General features: G+C 71.3%; 15 protein-coding genes and 2 pseudogenes. 4 read left to right on the forward strand and 13 right to left on the reverse strand.

Going from position 1 to position 13,266, the window contains the following annotated elements; all coding sequences use genetic code 11:
- Nucleotides 1-29: 29 nt before the first annotated feature.
- A pseudogene (locus OG700_RS01835) lies at nucleotides 30-558 on the reverse strand (SAM-dependent methyltransferase); the annotation flags it as partial.
- The gene (locus tag OG700_RS01840; RefSeq protein ID WP_405607816.1) at nucleotides 537-1,853 is read right to left on the reverse strand and encodes an MFS transporter; all 1,317 of its coding nucleotides are present in this window, start codon (nucleotides 1,851-1,853) and stop codon (nucleotides 537-539) included. The gene OG700_RS01840 and the pseudogene OG700_RS01835, both read right to left, overlap by 22 nt.
- Before the next feature lie 108 nt (nucleotides 1,854-1,961).
- Here OG700_RS01840 and OG700_RS01845 point away from each other — a divergent pair, with 108 nt between their 5' ends.
- The 3 genes and pseudogenes from OG700_RS01845 to OG700_RS01855 all read left to right on the forward strand — a co-directional run.
- Nucleotides 1,962-2,183: a hypothetical protein gene (locus OG700_RS01845; RefSeq protein WP_405607818.1), complete on the forward strand. Its 222-nt coding sequence runs from the start codon at nucleotides 1,962-1,964 to the stop codon at nucleotides 2,181-2,183.
- On the forward strand, nucleotides 2,180-2,791 hold the full coding sequence (locus tag OG700_RS01850; protein WP_405607821.1) for a putative glycolipid-binding domain-containing protein: 612 nt from the start codon (nucleotides 2,180-2,182) through the stop codon (nucleotides 2,789-2,791). The genes OG700_RS01845 and OG700_RS01850 overlap by 4 nt, the downstream gene beginning before the upstream one ends.
- 194 nt (nucleotides 2,792-2,985) lie before the next feature.
- Nucleotides 2,986-3,471 (forward strand): annotated as a pseudogene (locus OG700_RS01855) (enolase C-terminal domain-like protein); the annotation flags it as partial.
- On the opposite strand, the gene OG700_RS01860 reads toward OG700_RS01855, so the two are convergent.
- The 4 genes from OG700_RS01860 to OG700_RS01875 form a co-directional block, all read right to left on the reverse strand.
- Complete coding sequence (locus OG700_RS01860; RefSeq protein WP_405607824.1) at nucleotides 3,468-4,235, reverse strand: S1 family peptidase; 768 nt, start codon at nucleotides 4,233-4,235, stop codon at nucleotides 3,468-3,470. The pseudogene OG700_RS01855 and the gene OG700_RS01860 overlap by 4 nt on opposite strands.
- Nucleotides 4,236-4,416: 181 nt before the next feature.
- Entirely contained in the window at nucleotides 4,417-5,037 is a 621-nt protein-coding gene (locus OG700_RS01865; RefSeq protein ID WP_405607827.1) for a methylated-DNA--[protein]-cysteine S-methyltransferase, read from the reverse strand.
- The gene (locus OG700_RS01870) at nucleotides 5,018-5,536 is read right to left on the reverse strand and encodes an RNA polymerase sigma factor (RefSeq protein ID WP_405607830.1); all 519 of its coding nucleotides are present in this window, start codon (nucleotides 5,534-5,536) and stop codon (nucleotides 5,018-5,020) included. The genes OG700_RS01865 and OG700_RS01870 overlap by 20 nt, the downstream gene beginning before the upstream one ends.
- A 52-nt stretch (nucleotides 5,537-5,588) precedes the next feature.
- Nucleotides 5,589-6,146, reverse strand: a complete 558-nt coding sequence (locus OG700_RS01875; RefSeq protein WP_405607833.1) for a methylated-DNA--[protein]-cysteine S-methyltransferase — start codon at nucleotides 6,144-6,146, stop codon at nucleotides 5,589-5,591.
- A 206-nt stretch (nucleotides 6,147-6,352) separates the two neighbouring features.
- Here OG700_RS01875 and OG700_RS01880 point away from each other — a divergent pair, with 206 nt between their 5' ends.
- A complete protein-coding gene (locus tag OG700_RS01880) occupies nucleotides 6,353-6,709 on the forward strand; it encodes a DUF779 domain-containing protein (protein ID WP_405607836.1) in 357 nt (118 codons plus the stop codon).
- A gap of 10 nt (nucleotides 6,710-6,719) precedes the next feature.
- Here the strand turns inward: OG700_RS01880 and OG700_RS01885 are convergent, their stop codons facing one another.
- From OG700_RS01885 to OG700_RS01915, 7 genes are all read right to left on the reverse strand, one after another.
- Nucleotides 6,720-6,914 (reverse strand): hypothetical protein, encoded by a 195-nt coding sequence (locus OG700_RS01885; RefSeq protein ID WP_405607839.1) that lies wholly within the window; start codon nucleotides 6,912-6,914, stop codon nucleotides 6,720-6,722.
- A gap of 134 nt (nucleotides 6,915-7,048) precedes the next feature.
- Nucleotides 7,049-7,906 (reverse strand): phosphatidylinositol-specific phospholipase C/glycerophosphodiester phosphodiesterase family protein, encoded by an 858-nt coding sequence (locus OG700_RS01890; protein WP_405607842.1) that lies wholly within the window; start codon nucleotides 7,904-7,906, stop codon nucleotides 7,049-7,051.
- A gap of 124 nt (nucleotides 7,907-8,030) precedes the next feature.
- Nucleotides 8,031-8,693 carry an ABC transporter ATP-binding protein gene (locus tag OG700_RS01895; RefSeq protein WP_405607845.1) on the reverse strand — a complete coding sequence of 221 codons (663 nt, stop codon included), beginning with the start codon at nucleotides 8,691-8,693 and terminating at the stop codon, nucleotides 8,031-8,033.
- Nucleotides 8,686-9,726, reverse strand: coding sequence for an ABC transporter ATP-binding protein (locus tag OG700_RS01900; RefSeq protein WP_405607848.1), 1,041 nt, complete (start codon nucleotides 9,724-9,726; stop codon nucleotides 8,686-8,688). The genes OG700_RS01895 and OG700_RS01900 overlap by 8 nt, the downstream gene beginning before the upstream one ends.
- Entirely contained in the window at nucleotides 9,723-10,610 is an 888-nt protein-coding gene (locus OG700_RS01905; RefSeq protein WP_405607851.1) for an ABC transporter permease, read from the reverse strand. Before OG700_RS01905 ends, OG700_RS01900 begins: the two co-directional genes overlap by 4 nt.
- Nucleotides 10,603-11,568 (reverse strand): ABC transporter permease, encoded by a 966-nt coding sequence (locus OG700_RS01910; RefSeq protein WP_405607854.1) that lies wholly within the window; start codon nucleotides 11,566-11,568, stop codon nucleotides 10,603-10,605. Before OG700_RS01910 ends, OG700_RS01905 begins: the two co-directional genes overlap by 8 nt.
- Before the next feature lie 23 nt (nucleotides 11,569-11,591).
- The gene (locus OG700_RS01915; protein WP_405621378.1) at nucleotides 11,592-13,190 is read right to left on the reverse strand and encodes an ABC transporter substrate-binding protein; all 1,599 of its coding nucleotides are present in this window, start codon (nucleotides 13,188-13,190) and stop codon (nucleotides 11,592-11,594) included.
- Between the last annotated feature and the right edge of the window lie 76 nt (nucleotides 13,191-13,266).

Consider the following 13,266-nt stretch of genomic DNA (forward strand, 5'->3'; position numbering starts at 1 on the left):
GTGGCACCCCGCCACACCCCGGCCGGGACTCAGCGGACGCGGGCGACCCCGACGTGGAAGCCGCTCTCCTCGCTCGCCGGCACCGGCGGAGAACCGATCGACCTCGGCCCGGCCGCGGGGCCGCGGGGTGATACCACCGGACCGGTAGGTACCGGTGACCTTCTCCGCCTGTTCGGGGTCCAGGAAGTCCGCGGTGCCGTGCGAGATCACCAGGAGGCTGCCGGACGGCAGGGCGTCGACGAGGGTCCGGGTGACGCCGTACGGATCGTCGTCGTCCCCGAGGGAGTGCAGCGACGCGACGAGGGGCAGCGCGACGGGCCGCTCGAAGTCCAGGAAACCGCAGGCGTGTTGGAGCACGCCGCGCGGTTCGCGTACGTCGGTCTCCAGGTAGTCGGTGGCCCCTTCGGCCGCGCTGACCAGCAGGGCCTCGGCGTACCGGAGGACGACCGGGTCGTTGTCCGCGTAGACGATCCGTGCGGCCGGGACGACCCTCTGCACGATCTGGTGCGGGTTGGGCTCGGTGGGGGTGCCGGACGTCATGGGCCGGATGATGTCAACGGGGGCGCGCCCGATGACGCGGCCTCCCCCTGGGTTGGCTTCAACTGCTTTGTGGTGTGGGCCTGTTGGAGCCGGGCGCCGCTGCCGCGGCACGCGCCCGCCAGCAGTACGACGAGCGCCGCCGTCCCTCCGCCGAGCAGCATGACCGTGGACGGCGAGGAACGGTCGAGGGCGAGGCCGCCGACGAGCGCGCCGACGGAGATGGTCGCCTGGAACGACGCGGTGAACAGGACCGAGGACGCCTCCGGTGTCTGCGGGGAGGCGTTGGCGAACCAGGTCTGCGAGCAGACCGGAACGGCGCCGTACGCGATGCCCCAGACCGTCAGCAGCGCGATCGCGCCGATGTCCCACCGGCCGAGAACGGGCAGCGGCAGGGTCGCGCCGGATATCAGCGCGGCGGCTGTCACGAAGGTGGCCCTCGGGTGGCGTACCACCGCCGTTCCGCCGAGAAAATTGCCCGCGATCCCGGCCGCGCCGTAGAGGAGCAGGAAGAGGGTGACGGTGCCGGGCCCGATCCGGGTGACCTGTTCCAGGAACGGGGTCACATAGGTGTACGTACCAAAATGGGCGAGCACGACGAGAAAGGTCATGGCCAGCGCGGCACGGGTGCCGGCCGTACGCAAGGTGTCCCGCAGCACACGCAGCCGCGTCACGCGGACGGGCGGCAGCGGGGGAATCACCAGCAGCATCAGAGCGAGCAGTCCCAGGGTGAATACGCCCATGCCGGCGAAGGCCGCGCGCCAGCCGGCGACTTCACCGACGAAAGTCCCGAGCGGAACGCCCAGAACCGAGCCCAGCGGCACCGCCGCGAAGATCACCGCTGTGGCCCGCCCCACGGACCGGCGCCTCACCAGCCGCCCGGCCAGACCCACTCCGACCGACCAGAAGCCGCCGATGGCGACGCCGACCATGACCCGGGACACCAGAACCAGCCAGTAGCTCGGCGCCACGGCGGCGAGGAAGTTCGCGAGCGCCAGCAGCAGGATGAACGCGCAGAGCATCAGTCGGCGGTCGACGCGCGCCGTGGCCACCGTGACCAGAGGCGCGGACACGGCGGCCAGCACGCCCGGCACGGTCATCATGAGCCCGGCCGTTCCGTCCGAGACGCCGAAACTCGAACCGATTGACGTGAGCAGGCCGATGGGCAGGATTTCGGTGGTGACGACGGAGAAGATGCCCGTCATCACCGAGAGGACGGCCAGCCAGGAGACAAGTGGCGAGCGCCCGTGCGGCACGTCGGAATCATTGCCGGCGGTGGTGGCGGTGCTGGTGTTGGTATTGGTGCTGGTCGACATGGATCTCGTCCTGCGGCGCGCGGAGAATGAGCGAAGGGACAAGTCCAGCGCGACCGGTGGGGATTGTCTGGCAGCAATCCGACGCCTATGTGCCTTCACGCTGGAAGCGTGACGAACACGGACCTGGATACGGGCCTGGACACCGGCCTGGACACCGGCCTGGACACCGGCCTGGACTCGAAACCGACGCTGGTCGTGGTCAGCGGGCCGCCCGGCGCCGGGGGTGACGACGGTCGCGGAGGCCGCGTTCCAGGACCAGTCGTGGCGGCCCGGCCTGAGTGGCGCGTCCGTCTCCGGGGGCGGACGGGACGTGAAACCGTACGGGAATGAACACCTTCGTACCGCCTCCGGCGACCGCGGCATGGGCGCACGAGCACGCGCGGCAGGGTTTCGAAGTCGTCTACTTCCGGCGCTCGGGGGAAGTGGCGCCGGGTCAGCGGACACAGCACGGGCAGCACATCGTCGGGTGCACCACGGCCGTCGAGGACGGCCGGACCTGGACGGTGGACTACGACATCAGCCTTGACGCGGACTGGGTGACGCGGCGGGCCGTCGTCACCGGGCGGTCGGCGGCCGGCACGCGCTCGACGGTGCTCCAGGCCGACGGCGCGGGCCGCTGGCGGGTGGACGGTGCGGCGGCGCCACGTCTCGACGGGTGTCTCGATGTCGATCTGGAGTCGTCGGCGATGACCAACGCCCTTCCCGTGCACCGTTTCCGGCTCGCCGTGGGGGCGTCGGCGGCGGCGCCGGCCGCGTACGTACGCGCGCTGGACCTCTCCGTCGAGCGGCTGGACCAGCAGTACCGGCGCACCGCCGACGAGGGGGCGCGGCAGTGCTACGAGTACGCGGCCCCGGTCTTCGACTTCCGCTGCCGGCTGGTCTACGACGAGGCCGGGCTGGTGCTCTCGTACCCGGGGATCGCCAACCGCGCGGCGTAGCGCGGCCGTTCGTCGACGGACGACGGCCACGGACGACGGCCACGGACGACGGCCGCGGACGACACCCGACAGCCGACGCGTCACTGGATCGGGAACTCGACCCCGTGCTCGCTCTCCGGACGCGGACCGAAGATTCGCCGCTCGGACGCCTCGATCCGCAGGTCGTTGACGCCGGCCTCACGGCGTCGCATCACTGGCGGCAGCTCGGGCACGCCGTACGCGCCGACGCGGTCGACATCCCGCTCGCCGACCCGCACTTCTGGACGATGAACGGCTCGGTGCGGGTGGCGCAGCTCTGCGAGGCGTGGGGGCTGACCTGGGGGTCGCACTCCAACAACCACTTCGATGTCTCGCTGGCGATGTTCACACACGTCGCCGCCGCCGCTCCCGGTGACATCACGGCGATCGACACGCACTGGATCTGGCAGGACGGCCAGCGGCTCACCGCGCGGCCGTTCGAGATCAGGGACGGCATGCTGGAGGTGCCTGACCGGCCGGGGCTGGGTGTCGACCTCGACATGGATCGGGTGGAGGCGGCGCACGAGCTGTACCGGAGTCTGGGGCTGGGGGCCCGCGACGACGCGACGGCCATGCGGTATCTGGTGCCGGGCTGGCGGTTCGACAACAAGCGGCCGGCGCTCGCGGGGGCTCCGAGCGCCGCCGCCGGTAGTTCTGGCTAGTAGAGGGACAGGCCGTACGCCGCCAGCCACTCCACGACGGGCTGGTAGTACGTGACACCGCCCGAGGAGCAGCTTCCGGTGGCGGCGGCGATGACGCCCAGTGCGATGCCTCCGGAGAACGCGGGACCGCCCACGTCGCCGGGCTCGGCGCAGATGTTCGAGCTGAACAAGCCGCTCACGACGCCCTCGGGGTAGTTCACCGAGATGTTCACACCCGTGACCGTGCCGCAGCGGTAGCCGGTCACCCGGCCGACGTGGCAGAGGGCCTGGCCGACCGTCGGGTTCGCGGCGCCGGTGATGTCCCGCGCACCGCCGCCGGGGCCGAGCGTGACCTCGCCGGGGAAGGTCACCGCCGTGCCGGTGGTGTAGCGGATGAGCGCGTAGTCGTTGCCCGGGAAGCTCACGCCCGCGGTGGTGCCGACGAAGACGGTCAGGGCGGCGTCCGCGTACCAACTGGTGCCGCTCTGGCCGCAGCGGCCCGTCATGAGTCCGTAAGTGGTGCTGCCGCCACGGGCGTTGAAGCCGACGGTGCAGCGAGTGCCGCCGCTGCTGTAGAGGACGTCGCCGCCACGCACCTCGACGGCCTTGCCGGTCACGGCTGTTGGGGCGGTAGGGGCTGTTTTGGCGGTGGCGCCGGTCTGCTGCGCGTATGCCGTCGATCCCGTGGCGGCGAACCAGCCGAGCAGGAGGGTCAGTGCGGCTACGGCCGACGCGGCGGTGCGGAACGCTCTTCGGAACGGTCTCTCGGTGCGGTGCTGACTCATGTTCCCTCCCCGTTTCCCCATGCGATGGCATGTGATGGCGTGTCATGTGCCTGCCATTGTGGAGGGGCGGGGAGGGATACGTCAGTCCGAAAGACGCCATTCGGCCGGAAGCGGCCAACCGGCCTGACACGCCGCACGGGCCGCACGCGCCGCACCGGCCGCACGGCTCGTGTGCGGCGTGTCAGGCCGCGGCCTCCAGATCCAGGAGTACGGACTTGGCGGCGGCACCGCCCGCGTATCCGCCGAGCGTTCCGTCGCTGCGCAGCACACGGTGGCAGGGGACGACGACGGGGAGCGGGTTGGTCGCGCAGGCCGTGCCGACCGCGCGCACCGCCTTCGGATTGCCGACGAGCCGGGCGACCTCGGCGTAGGTCAGCGTGCGGCCGTAGGCGATCTCCGGGAGGTGACGCTGCACCAACTGCCGGAATCCGTGCGAGAGCGACATGTCGAGGGGCAGGTCGAACGTCCTGCGCGCGCCGCCGAAGTACTGGTCGAGTTCGCGGGCCGCGTCGTCCAGGCGCCTCGGGGAGCGCAGCACCCGGGGGCTGAGTGTGGTGGCGAGGCTGTCGAGGACCTGGTCGTGGTCCTGGTTGTGGAAGGCCACCCGGACCAGGCCCTTCTCGGTGGCGGCGAGCAGGAGGGGGCCGACGGGGCTGTCGACGACGGTGTACGCGACATCCAGCAGGCCGTCGCGGCTCGCCGCGTCCTCCAGCCTGGTGTGCAGCCGGGCGAGGGTCTGGGAGTCCGCGGCGGTGCGGGTGAGGAGGGCGGAGAGGTCCGGGTCACCGGTGGTGTCCTTCACGGTGTCGCTCCTTTCGGCTTCGGTCGGAGGGGGCGGAGGAGAGGGCGGTTCTCAGTGCCTTGATGCCGTCCGACGCGGCGCGCCGCGCCGCCTCCGGAGTGCCGCCGACGATCTCGGCGACCTCCCGGTAGGGCAGTCCGGCGACGTGGTGGTACGCCACCGCCTGCCGCTGCTTCTCGGGGAGCGCCTTGACGGCCCGCCAGAGGTCGTGGTCGGTCCCGCCCGGCAGTCCGACGGCCGACGGGCGCTCGGGCAGGTCCGCGACGGGGACCGCGCGCCGCTGTCCGGCGCGGGTGAGGTCGATGGCCTTGCGGTGGGCGATGGTCACCAGCCACGCCTCCACGTTGGCGTCGTCCGGCAGGTCCGGGTAGGCGCGCAGCGCGGCGAGGAACGTCTCCGACCAGGCGTCTTCGGCGTCATGGACGCCGACGACCGCCCGGCACACGCGGAGGACGGTGTCCGCGTGCTCCTCGACCACCCGCTCGAAAGGCTTCTTCATGACGATCATTCTCTGCCGACGATCACTCTCTTCCGGTGTGCGGGTTCCCCGTTCAGAAGAGCCTCGCCTCCTTCACGGTCTCCGGCTCCTCGATCTCCAGGAGTCGCTGCTTGCGCTTGAGGCCGCCGGCGAAGCCGGTGAGCTTCCCGTTGCTGCCGACCACCCGGTGGCAGGCCACGATGATGGAGAGCGGGTTGTGGCCGACAGCCTGGCCCACGGACTGCGCGAGTGCCTTGTTGCCCAGCCGTTCGGCGAGTTCGCCGTACGTGGTGGTCTCGCCGAACGGGATCTCCCGGAGCATCGCCCAGACCCGTTCCTGGAACGAGTCCCCGTTCGTCCGCGTCGGCAGGTCGAACGCGGTCCGGTCGCCGTCGAGATACTCGCCGAGCTGGGTCGCGGTCCGGGCGAGGAGGGCGTCCTCGTGGACGTCGACGCGCCTGCCCAGGCTCTCCTCGGACGGCATGTACCAGTGGTGCGGGAAGTACAGACCGGTGATCGCGTCGCCCGACGCCACCACGGTCAGCCCCCCGAGCGAAGTCTCGACGACCGCGTGGCGGCTGCCCGCGCCCGCGACGGTGCCCGTGTCCCCGGGCTGGTCGTTGTCGGCCATGGTCCCGGCCTCCTTCTCGTACGACGTCCCTGTTCAGCCTGTTCAGTAGGTAGACGCACGGGGGCGGGGGAATGTGAGGTCGCGTTTCGCGGCGGTTCGGCACGTGCCGCGCGGTATATCCGGCCAAGAAATATCTGATGGCAATTCAGGCGGACCACGCCGGGCACGCAACCTACACGCAACGTTGGGTGCGGTTCAGTGGCGGGATGAGCAAAGAGGAGACCGCACGCGTGGAGGTGACGCCCGCCGCCGCCGATCTGATCCGGCGACTGCGGGCGGACCACGGGCCGCTGATGTTCCATCAGTCGGGCGGCTGCTGCGACGGCAGCGCGCCCATGTGCTACCCGGCCGGCGAATTCCGTACGGGGAACTCGGACGTACTGCTCCAGTCCCTGGAGGTCGAGGGCGTCACGGAGCCGGTGCCGTTCTGGATGTCGGTGAGCCAGTACGAGGCGTGGCGGCACACCCGGCTGATCGTCGACGTGGTGGAGGGGCGTGGCAGCGGCTTCTCACTGGAGGCGCCGGAAGGGGTGCGGTTCCTGATCCGCTCCCGGTTGATCTGAGGCGTACGGCCTACGGTTGCAGGCTGCTCACCACGTTCGCCGTGGAGTTGATCCCCTCCTGGATGGTGGGCGCCATGCTCGTGCCCGCGAGGAAGAAGCCGAGCAGCACGCAGACGATCGCGTGTCCCAGCTTCAAGCCGCCGTTGCGCACGAAGATCACGGTGAGCACCACCAGTAGCAGGACCAGTGAGATCGAAATGGCCATGGCCAACCTCCTCCGCCGCGCCGGAATTGCGGCATTCGGCCGTCAGTCTGGCGGAGCGGAGGGGCTGTTCGAGCAACTGGCGTGTAGGCCGTACGGGTTGACTACGGGTTGACTACGCGTTGAGCAGGGAGTGACTAGCGGTCGTTCGCGTCCAGGAAGCGTTCCAGGCCGGCGAGATCGTCTGTGTTGAGGTGGTCGACGCCCGCGTCGAGCAGTTCGGCCCAGACGGCGTCGCGGGCGGGCCCGGCCAGGTCGGGGGTCGCCCAGAACCTGACGTGTTGGCCCCGCCGGTGGGCGGTGCGGACGATGCGGTGCAGTTCGGCGCGTTCGGCGGCGGGGAACGCGCCGACTCCCCGCCAGGTGAAGCTCGTTGTCCAGTTGCTGCTGATGAGCGGCACGAACGAGGCGCGGGCCGTGCTGCCGAGGTCGTCGAGCCTGCCGTCGTAGAAGGCGTGGCGCACCCGCTGCGCCTCCATCGGGACACGGGCGGCGCGGTCGCCGGAGATGACCGGGGTGACGGCGCCGTACCGTACTGCTCCGTGCGAGTAGGTGCTCAACATCGAGCGGTAGGCGCGCAGTTGGCGGTGCAGCTCCAGGTAGGCGGCGGCGCCGTCGGTCTTGATGTCGATGAGCAGCTGCACCGGCCTGCGGTGCCCCCGGTACACCGCCCCGCCGTTGGCCCTGACGCGGTCGCGCAGCGGGTCGAGGTAGAGCGAGCGGAGCGTACGCGTGGGGTCCAGCGTCTCGGGCTCGTGGGCCACCAGCAACTCGCCGTCGACCAGGAAGACATCGGCCTCGACGCTGGTGAAACGGTGCGACAGCGCGTCGTGCAGGGGCCGCTCGTGCAGGTAGTCGTTGTGCGCGTGGGCGCGGCGCAGCGGCTCGGGGCCGCCGCCGCGCTCGGTCGCCTGCGCGTACGAGGGTACGGCGACCGCTCCGGCGAACGCGGCGGCGATGGTGGTCACCGCTCTGCGTCGGGTGGTGAAAGCCATGGTGCCTCCGAGGTGTGTGGGACGGACGACTCGCCGAGTATCCGCCGCCAACGGCCTCAAAGGGCAGGGTCCTACCGAGAGTTCGGCCACCCGACAACTGCGATTCAGAGAGATTCAGGCAGATTCAGGCAGCGTCGGCGATCTCCGGCCAGCGGACCGTACGGTCGCACCAGCGCTCCAGCAGCACCCGGTCGTGGCCGACGGCCAGCAGTCCGGCACCCCGGGCGCGCCGGTACTCCTCGACCACGGTGACCAGCGCGGCCGTGGTCGACGCGTCGAGCATCGCGGTCATCTCGTCGCAGACCAGCCAGCGCGGGCGCAGCACCAGCGCGCGGGCCAGGCAGGCGCGTTGGAGCTGACCGTCGCTGACCTCGTGCGGCCGGCGGCCGAGCAGGTCGTCGGTGAGCCCGACCGTCCGTGCCAACTCCGCGACCCGGTCGGTCACTTCGTCCCGGCGGCCGTTGGCGCGCAGCGGCTCGGCGATCAGGTCGCGCAGCCGCAGCCGGGGGTCGGCCGACAGCCGGGGCTGCTGGAAGACCACCCCGATCGCGGTGCGTTGCGCCTTCGGCGCGCGGTGGCGCCAGCCGGTGGCGCGTTCGCCGTCGAGGGTGACGGTGCCCGCGTCGGGCCGGTGGAGCAGGGCGGCGACCCGGGCGAGGGTCGACTTGCCGCAGCCGCTCGGCCCGAGGAGCCCCACCGACTCACCGGGGGCGACGGTGACCGACGCGCCCCTGACGACGGGGGCGCCGCGCTCGTATCCGGCGGTGATCTTGAGGAGTTCAAGCATCGACGCGCTCCTCGGCGTGGTGGCAGGCGACGGACGGCCCCTGTCCGGGTGTCAGGGCGGGCAGGGTGGCGCAGATGTCGGTGGCCCGGGTGCAGCGGGCGGCGAAGGCGCAGCCGTCGGGGAGGTCGCCCAGCTCGGGCGGCATTCCGGGGATGGCGGTGAACTCCCGCTCGGGCAGGGCGTCGAGCAGTCCGCGTGCGTAGGGGTGGCGCGGACCCCGGGGGCCGAAGAAGGTCGCCGCGTCGCTGAGTTCGACGATCCGGCCCGCGTACATGACGGCGACGCGGTCGGCGATCCGCTCGGCCGCCGCCAGGTCGTGGGTGATCATCAGCAGGGCGCGGCCGTCGTCGGTGTGGCGGCGCAGTTCGTCGGCCGTACGGTCCACCAGCTCGCGGTCGAGTCCGGTGGTCGGTTCGTCGGCCAGCAGCAGTGGGGCGTCGCCGACGAGCGCGAGGGCGGTCGCGGCGCGCTGCGCGAGGCCGCCGGAGAGCTCGTGCGGGTAGCGGTCGAGGTGGTCGGCTGGGAAGGCCGCCCGTTCGGCGGCGGCTTCGGCGCCCTTGGCGGACGCCGCGCCCCGGGTACCCGTCAACTCACGCAGCGCCTCGACCAGTTGGGACCGCACGGTGCGTACGGGGGTGAGGTGTGCCGCCGGGCTCTGCGGTACGAGGCCGATCCGCCGCCCGCGTACCGTACGGGCCAGGGTCCGTTCGTCGGCGGCGAGCAGGTCCACGGGGTCGGCGCCGCCCAGCAGGGCGGAGCCGGTGGTCTGCGCGTTGCCCGGCAGCAGGCCGAGCAGTGCCGACGCGAGGACCGACTTGCCGCAGCCGCTCTCACCGACGAGCGCCAGGCACTCCCCCACGGCGAGATCGAAGGTGGCGTCGGTGACGGCGGCGATGTGCCGGCCGCCGCGCATCCGGAAGCGGACCCCGAGGCCGCGCACCGACAGCACGGGCGACTGCACGGGCGATGGTGCGGCCTCGTACTCCGCCGAAGCGGGAGTACGAGGCTGGGGCTGGGGCTCGGACGTGGTCAAAGCATCAGCTCCGATCGGCGGCGCGGGTTGATCCGTTCCCGCCACACCCCGGCGAGCCCGGCGATGGCGAGGGTCGGGACGATCAGGAACAGACCGGGGAAGAGCGTCGGCCACCAGTCGCCCGCGAGCAGCGAACCGCGCGCCGTCTGCACCAGATTGCCGAGGCTCGCCTGGTGGCTGGGCAGCCCGAGGCCGAGGAAGGAGAGCGCCGACTCGTGCCACATGGCGTGCGGCACCATCAGTACGGCGGCGAGCCCCGCCTGCGGCAGGACCCCCGGCAGCAGATGGCGCACCGTGATCCGCCACCGTGAGGAGCCGCCGGAGACCGCCGCGTCCACGTACGGCCGCGAGCGCAGCGACAGGACTTCGGAGCGGACGATCCGGGCGGTGGAGACCCAGTGCGTCAGGGCCACGGACACAACCACCGGCCAGACTCCGGGCCGGAACATCGCGACGATGAAGATGCCGAGCAGCAGGTGCGGCACCGACGAGAAGGTGTCCACGAGACGCATCACGACGCGGTCGGTCCAGCCGCCGAAAGCCGCCGCGGCGGCGCCCACCGCCGTGCCGATGACGGTGGCCACGAGGGCGGCGACCAGTCCGACGAGGAGCGAGACGCGGAGGCCGTACACACAGCGCAGGAGCAGATCACGGCCGACGTCGTCGGTGCCGAACGGGTGGGCGAGGGACGGCGGTTGGAGTTTCAGCGCGAGGTCGACGGCCTGCTCGTCGAGCTGGACGACCGGCGGGACGACCAGGACGGCCAACGCCACGGCGGCGACGATGACGGCCGAGGTGACGGCACGGACCGATCGTGTCGAGCGGCGGCTGCGCCCGCGCGAGCGCCACACCGTGCCGGACGGGGAGTGGGTGGTGTCAGCCATCGAAGCCCACCCTCGGGTCGGCGAGTCCGTACAGCAGGTCGGAGAGCAGGTTGCCGATGAGTACGGCCGCCGTGGCGAACACGGTGAGCGCCGCGAGCAGCGGGAAGTCCACGGAGGTGGCCGCCTCGACGGTGGCCGCCGCGATCCCCGGCCAGCTGAAGACCGTCTCGATCAGGAGCGCGCCGGTGATGAGTTCGGGGACGCGCGAGCCGATGAGCGTGAGCATCGGCAGCATCCCGGAGCGCCAGGCGTGCCCGATCAGGACGGTGCGCTCGCTCAGCCCGCGGGCGCGCGCCCCGCGTACGGGGTCCTCCTCCAGTGCGTCGGCGACCCCTTGCCGTACGTAGAGGTAGAACCACGGCATCTGTGAGACACCGAGCACGGCCGCGGGCAGCACCAGGTGCGAGGCGACCTGGCCGAAGGTGACGGTGTCGCTCCCCGAGTCCGTGAGCCCGCCGGCCGGCAGCACACCGAGCCGCAGGGCGAAGAACCAGATGGCGAGCAGTCCGAGCCAGAACGCGGGCGCTGCCTCCAGGGTGTACGCGGCCGAACTGACGCAGCGGTCGAGCGGGCCGCCGGGGCGCCGGGCGGCGGCCACCCCGAGCGCGGTGCCGAGCAGGATCGCGAGGACGAAGGCGGTGGTGGCCAGGAGTACGGACCAGCCGAGGCGTTCGGTGATCACGTCGGCGACGGGTCTGCGCATGACGCTGGAGTCGCCGAGATCGCCGGTGACGGCCGATGTCAGCCACCCCCACCAGCGCGAGACGAGGGGCTGGTCGACGCCGAGGTTGGCGCGCAGCTGGTCGAGGGTTTCCTGCGAGGCGGTGAGACCGGCGGTGCCGGCGTACGCCTTGACGGGGTCGAACGGTGAGGCGGCGGCGACGGCGAAGACGCCGAAGGTGACGACCAACAGGACGGGGGCGGCGAACAGCAGCCGCCGCCCCGTCATGCGGGCCATCGCCCCCCACGGGAGGCGTCGGGTCACGGCGTGCGGGCCCACTGCTCGACGTTCCACCACGGGCCGGACGCGAGGCCGTGGTCGTGCGGTTCGACCTGGGTGGTGAGGGTGCCCCAGGTGTCGTTCACGACGTACACATGGTCGATGTGGGTGAGGAAGGTGTAGCCGGGGTCCTTCGCCAGCTCACGCTGGACGGTGTCGTACGCGGCCTTGCGGGCCGGTTTGTCACCGCTCTCGCGGCCCGCGTCGAGGGCCTTGTCGACGGCCGGATTGTCGTACCAGGCCATGTTGTTGAAGCCGTCGCCTGCGAGGCCGGAGTTGAGGAGGCCGAACTGGTCGAAGTCCGGGTCGCCGGGGGCTCCGCCACCGGCCAGGACGGCGTCCACCTTCATCCGCGGCTCGATGACCTCCCAGGTGCCGGCCTGGGTCTTGATGTCGATGCCGGCCTTCTTGGCGTCGGAGGCGTAGGCGAGGGCGTGGTCCTGGCGGAGCTTGTCACCGGTCAGGTACCAGAGCGGGAAGGTCGCGCGTACGCCGTCCTTCGTACGGACGCCGTCCGGGCCGGCCTTCCAGCCCGCCTCGTCGAGGATCCGCTTCGCCGCCGCGAGGTCGTGCGGGCGCTCGGTGCCCTTGGTGAACCACTCGCTGTCGGTGGGCACCGGTCCGTAGGCGGCCCTGCCCGAGCCGTCGAGGATCTTGTCGACCATGGTCTCGCGGTCGACGGCGACGTCGAGCGCGCGGCGTACGGCGGTGTCGCCCGCGACCTTGTTGTGGGTCGGCAGCGTGACGGTGCGGTAGTCGTACGTGGTGGCGGCGTACGTCTGCCTGCCCTTGTCGTTCTTGAAGCCCTTGGCGAGGTTGGGCGGCAGGATCGCGCCGTCGAGGTCCCCGGCGCGCAGCCGGGTGGCGCGCACGTCGTCGTCCTTGATGATCGCCATGGTGAACTTCTTCACCTTGGCCTCGCCGCCCCAGTAGTCCGGATTGGCCTTGAAGCTGATCTTCTCGCCCTTGGACCAGTTGGTGAGGAGATATGGCCCCGTGCCGACGGGCTTGCTGGTGAAGGGGCCCGAGTTGACGTCCTGCTTGCCCGCCAGGTGCTCCGGCGCGATGGGGAGCACGGTGCGCTGGGCGAAGGGCGCGTAAGGGTACTTGAGGGTGAAGACGACGGTGTTCTCGCCCTTGGCCGTGACGTCCTTGATGGCCGCCAGCTCGGTCTTGGACGGGTTGTTCGTCTTCGCGTCCAGGATGGTGCGGTAGGTGAAGACGACGTCCGCCGCGCTGAAGGGCTTGCCGTCGCTGAACTTCACGTCGTCGCGCAGCCGGTACGTGTAGGTCGTGCCGTCCGCGCCGACCTCGGGCAGCGCGGAGGCGAGCGCGGGCTTCAGATTCATGTCGCCGTCGAGCGTCAGAAGTCCGTCGAAGAGCTTGGAGTTGCCGTCCTTGCCGTAGCCGAGCAGCGGGCTGAGGCTGTCCGGCTCGTAGGCGATCCCGACGACGGCGGACTCCTGGTCCCCACCGCCGTCGCCGGAGCCGCTGTCCGGGTTCGAGCAGGCCACGGCGGTGAAGGCCAGCGAACCGGCCAGCGTCGCCGCGGCCGTGCCACGTATCGAACGGGCGGTCATGGATTCCACACCCCTACTGAAGATCAAACGTTATTGCGAACGACTCGCAATTAAACAGTACGTAAAGGGGTGCTTG

This window comes from Streptomyces sp. NBC_01508, assembly GCF_045040315.1.
Classification (GTDB): Bacteria; Actinomycetota; Actinomycetes; order Streptomycetales; family Streptomycetaceae; genus Streptomyces.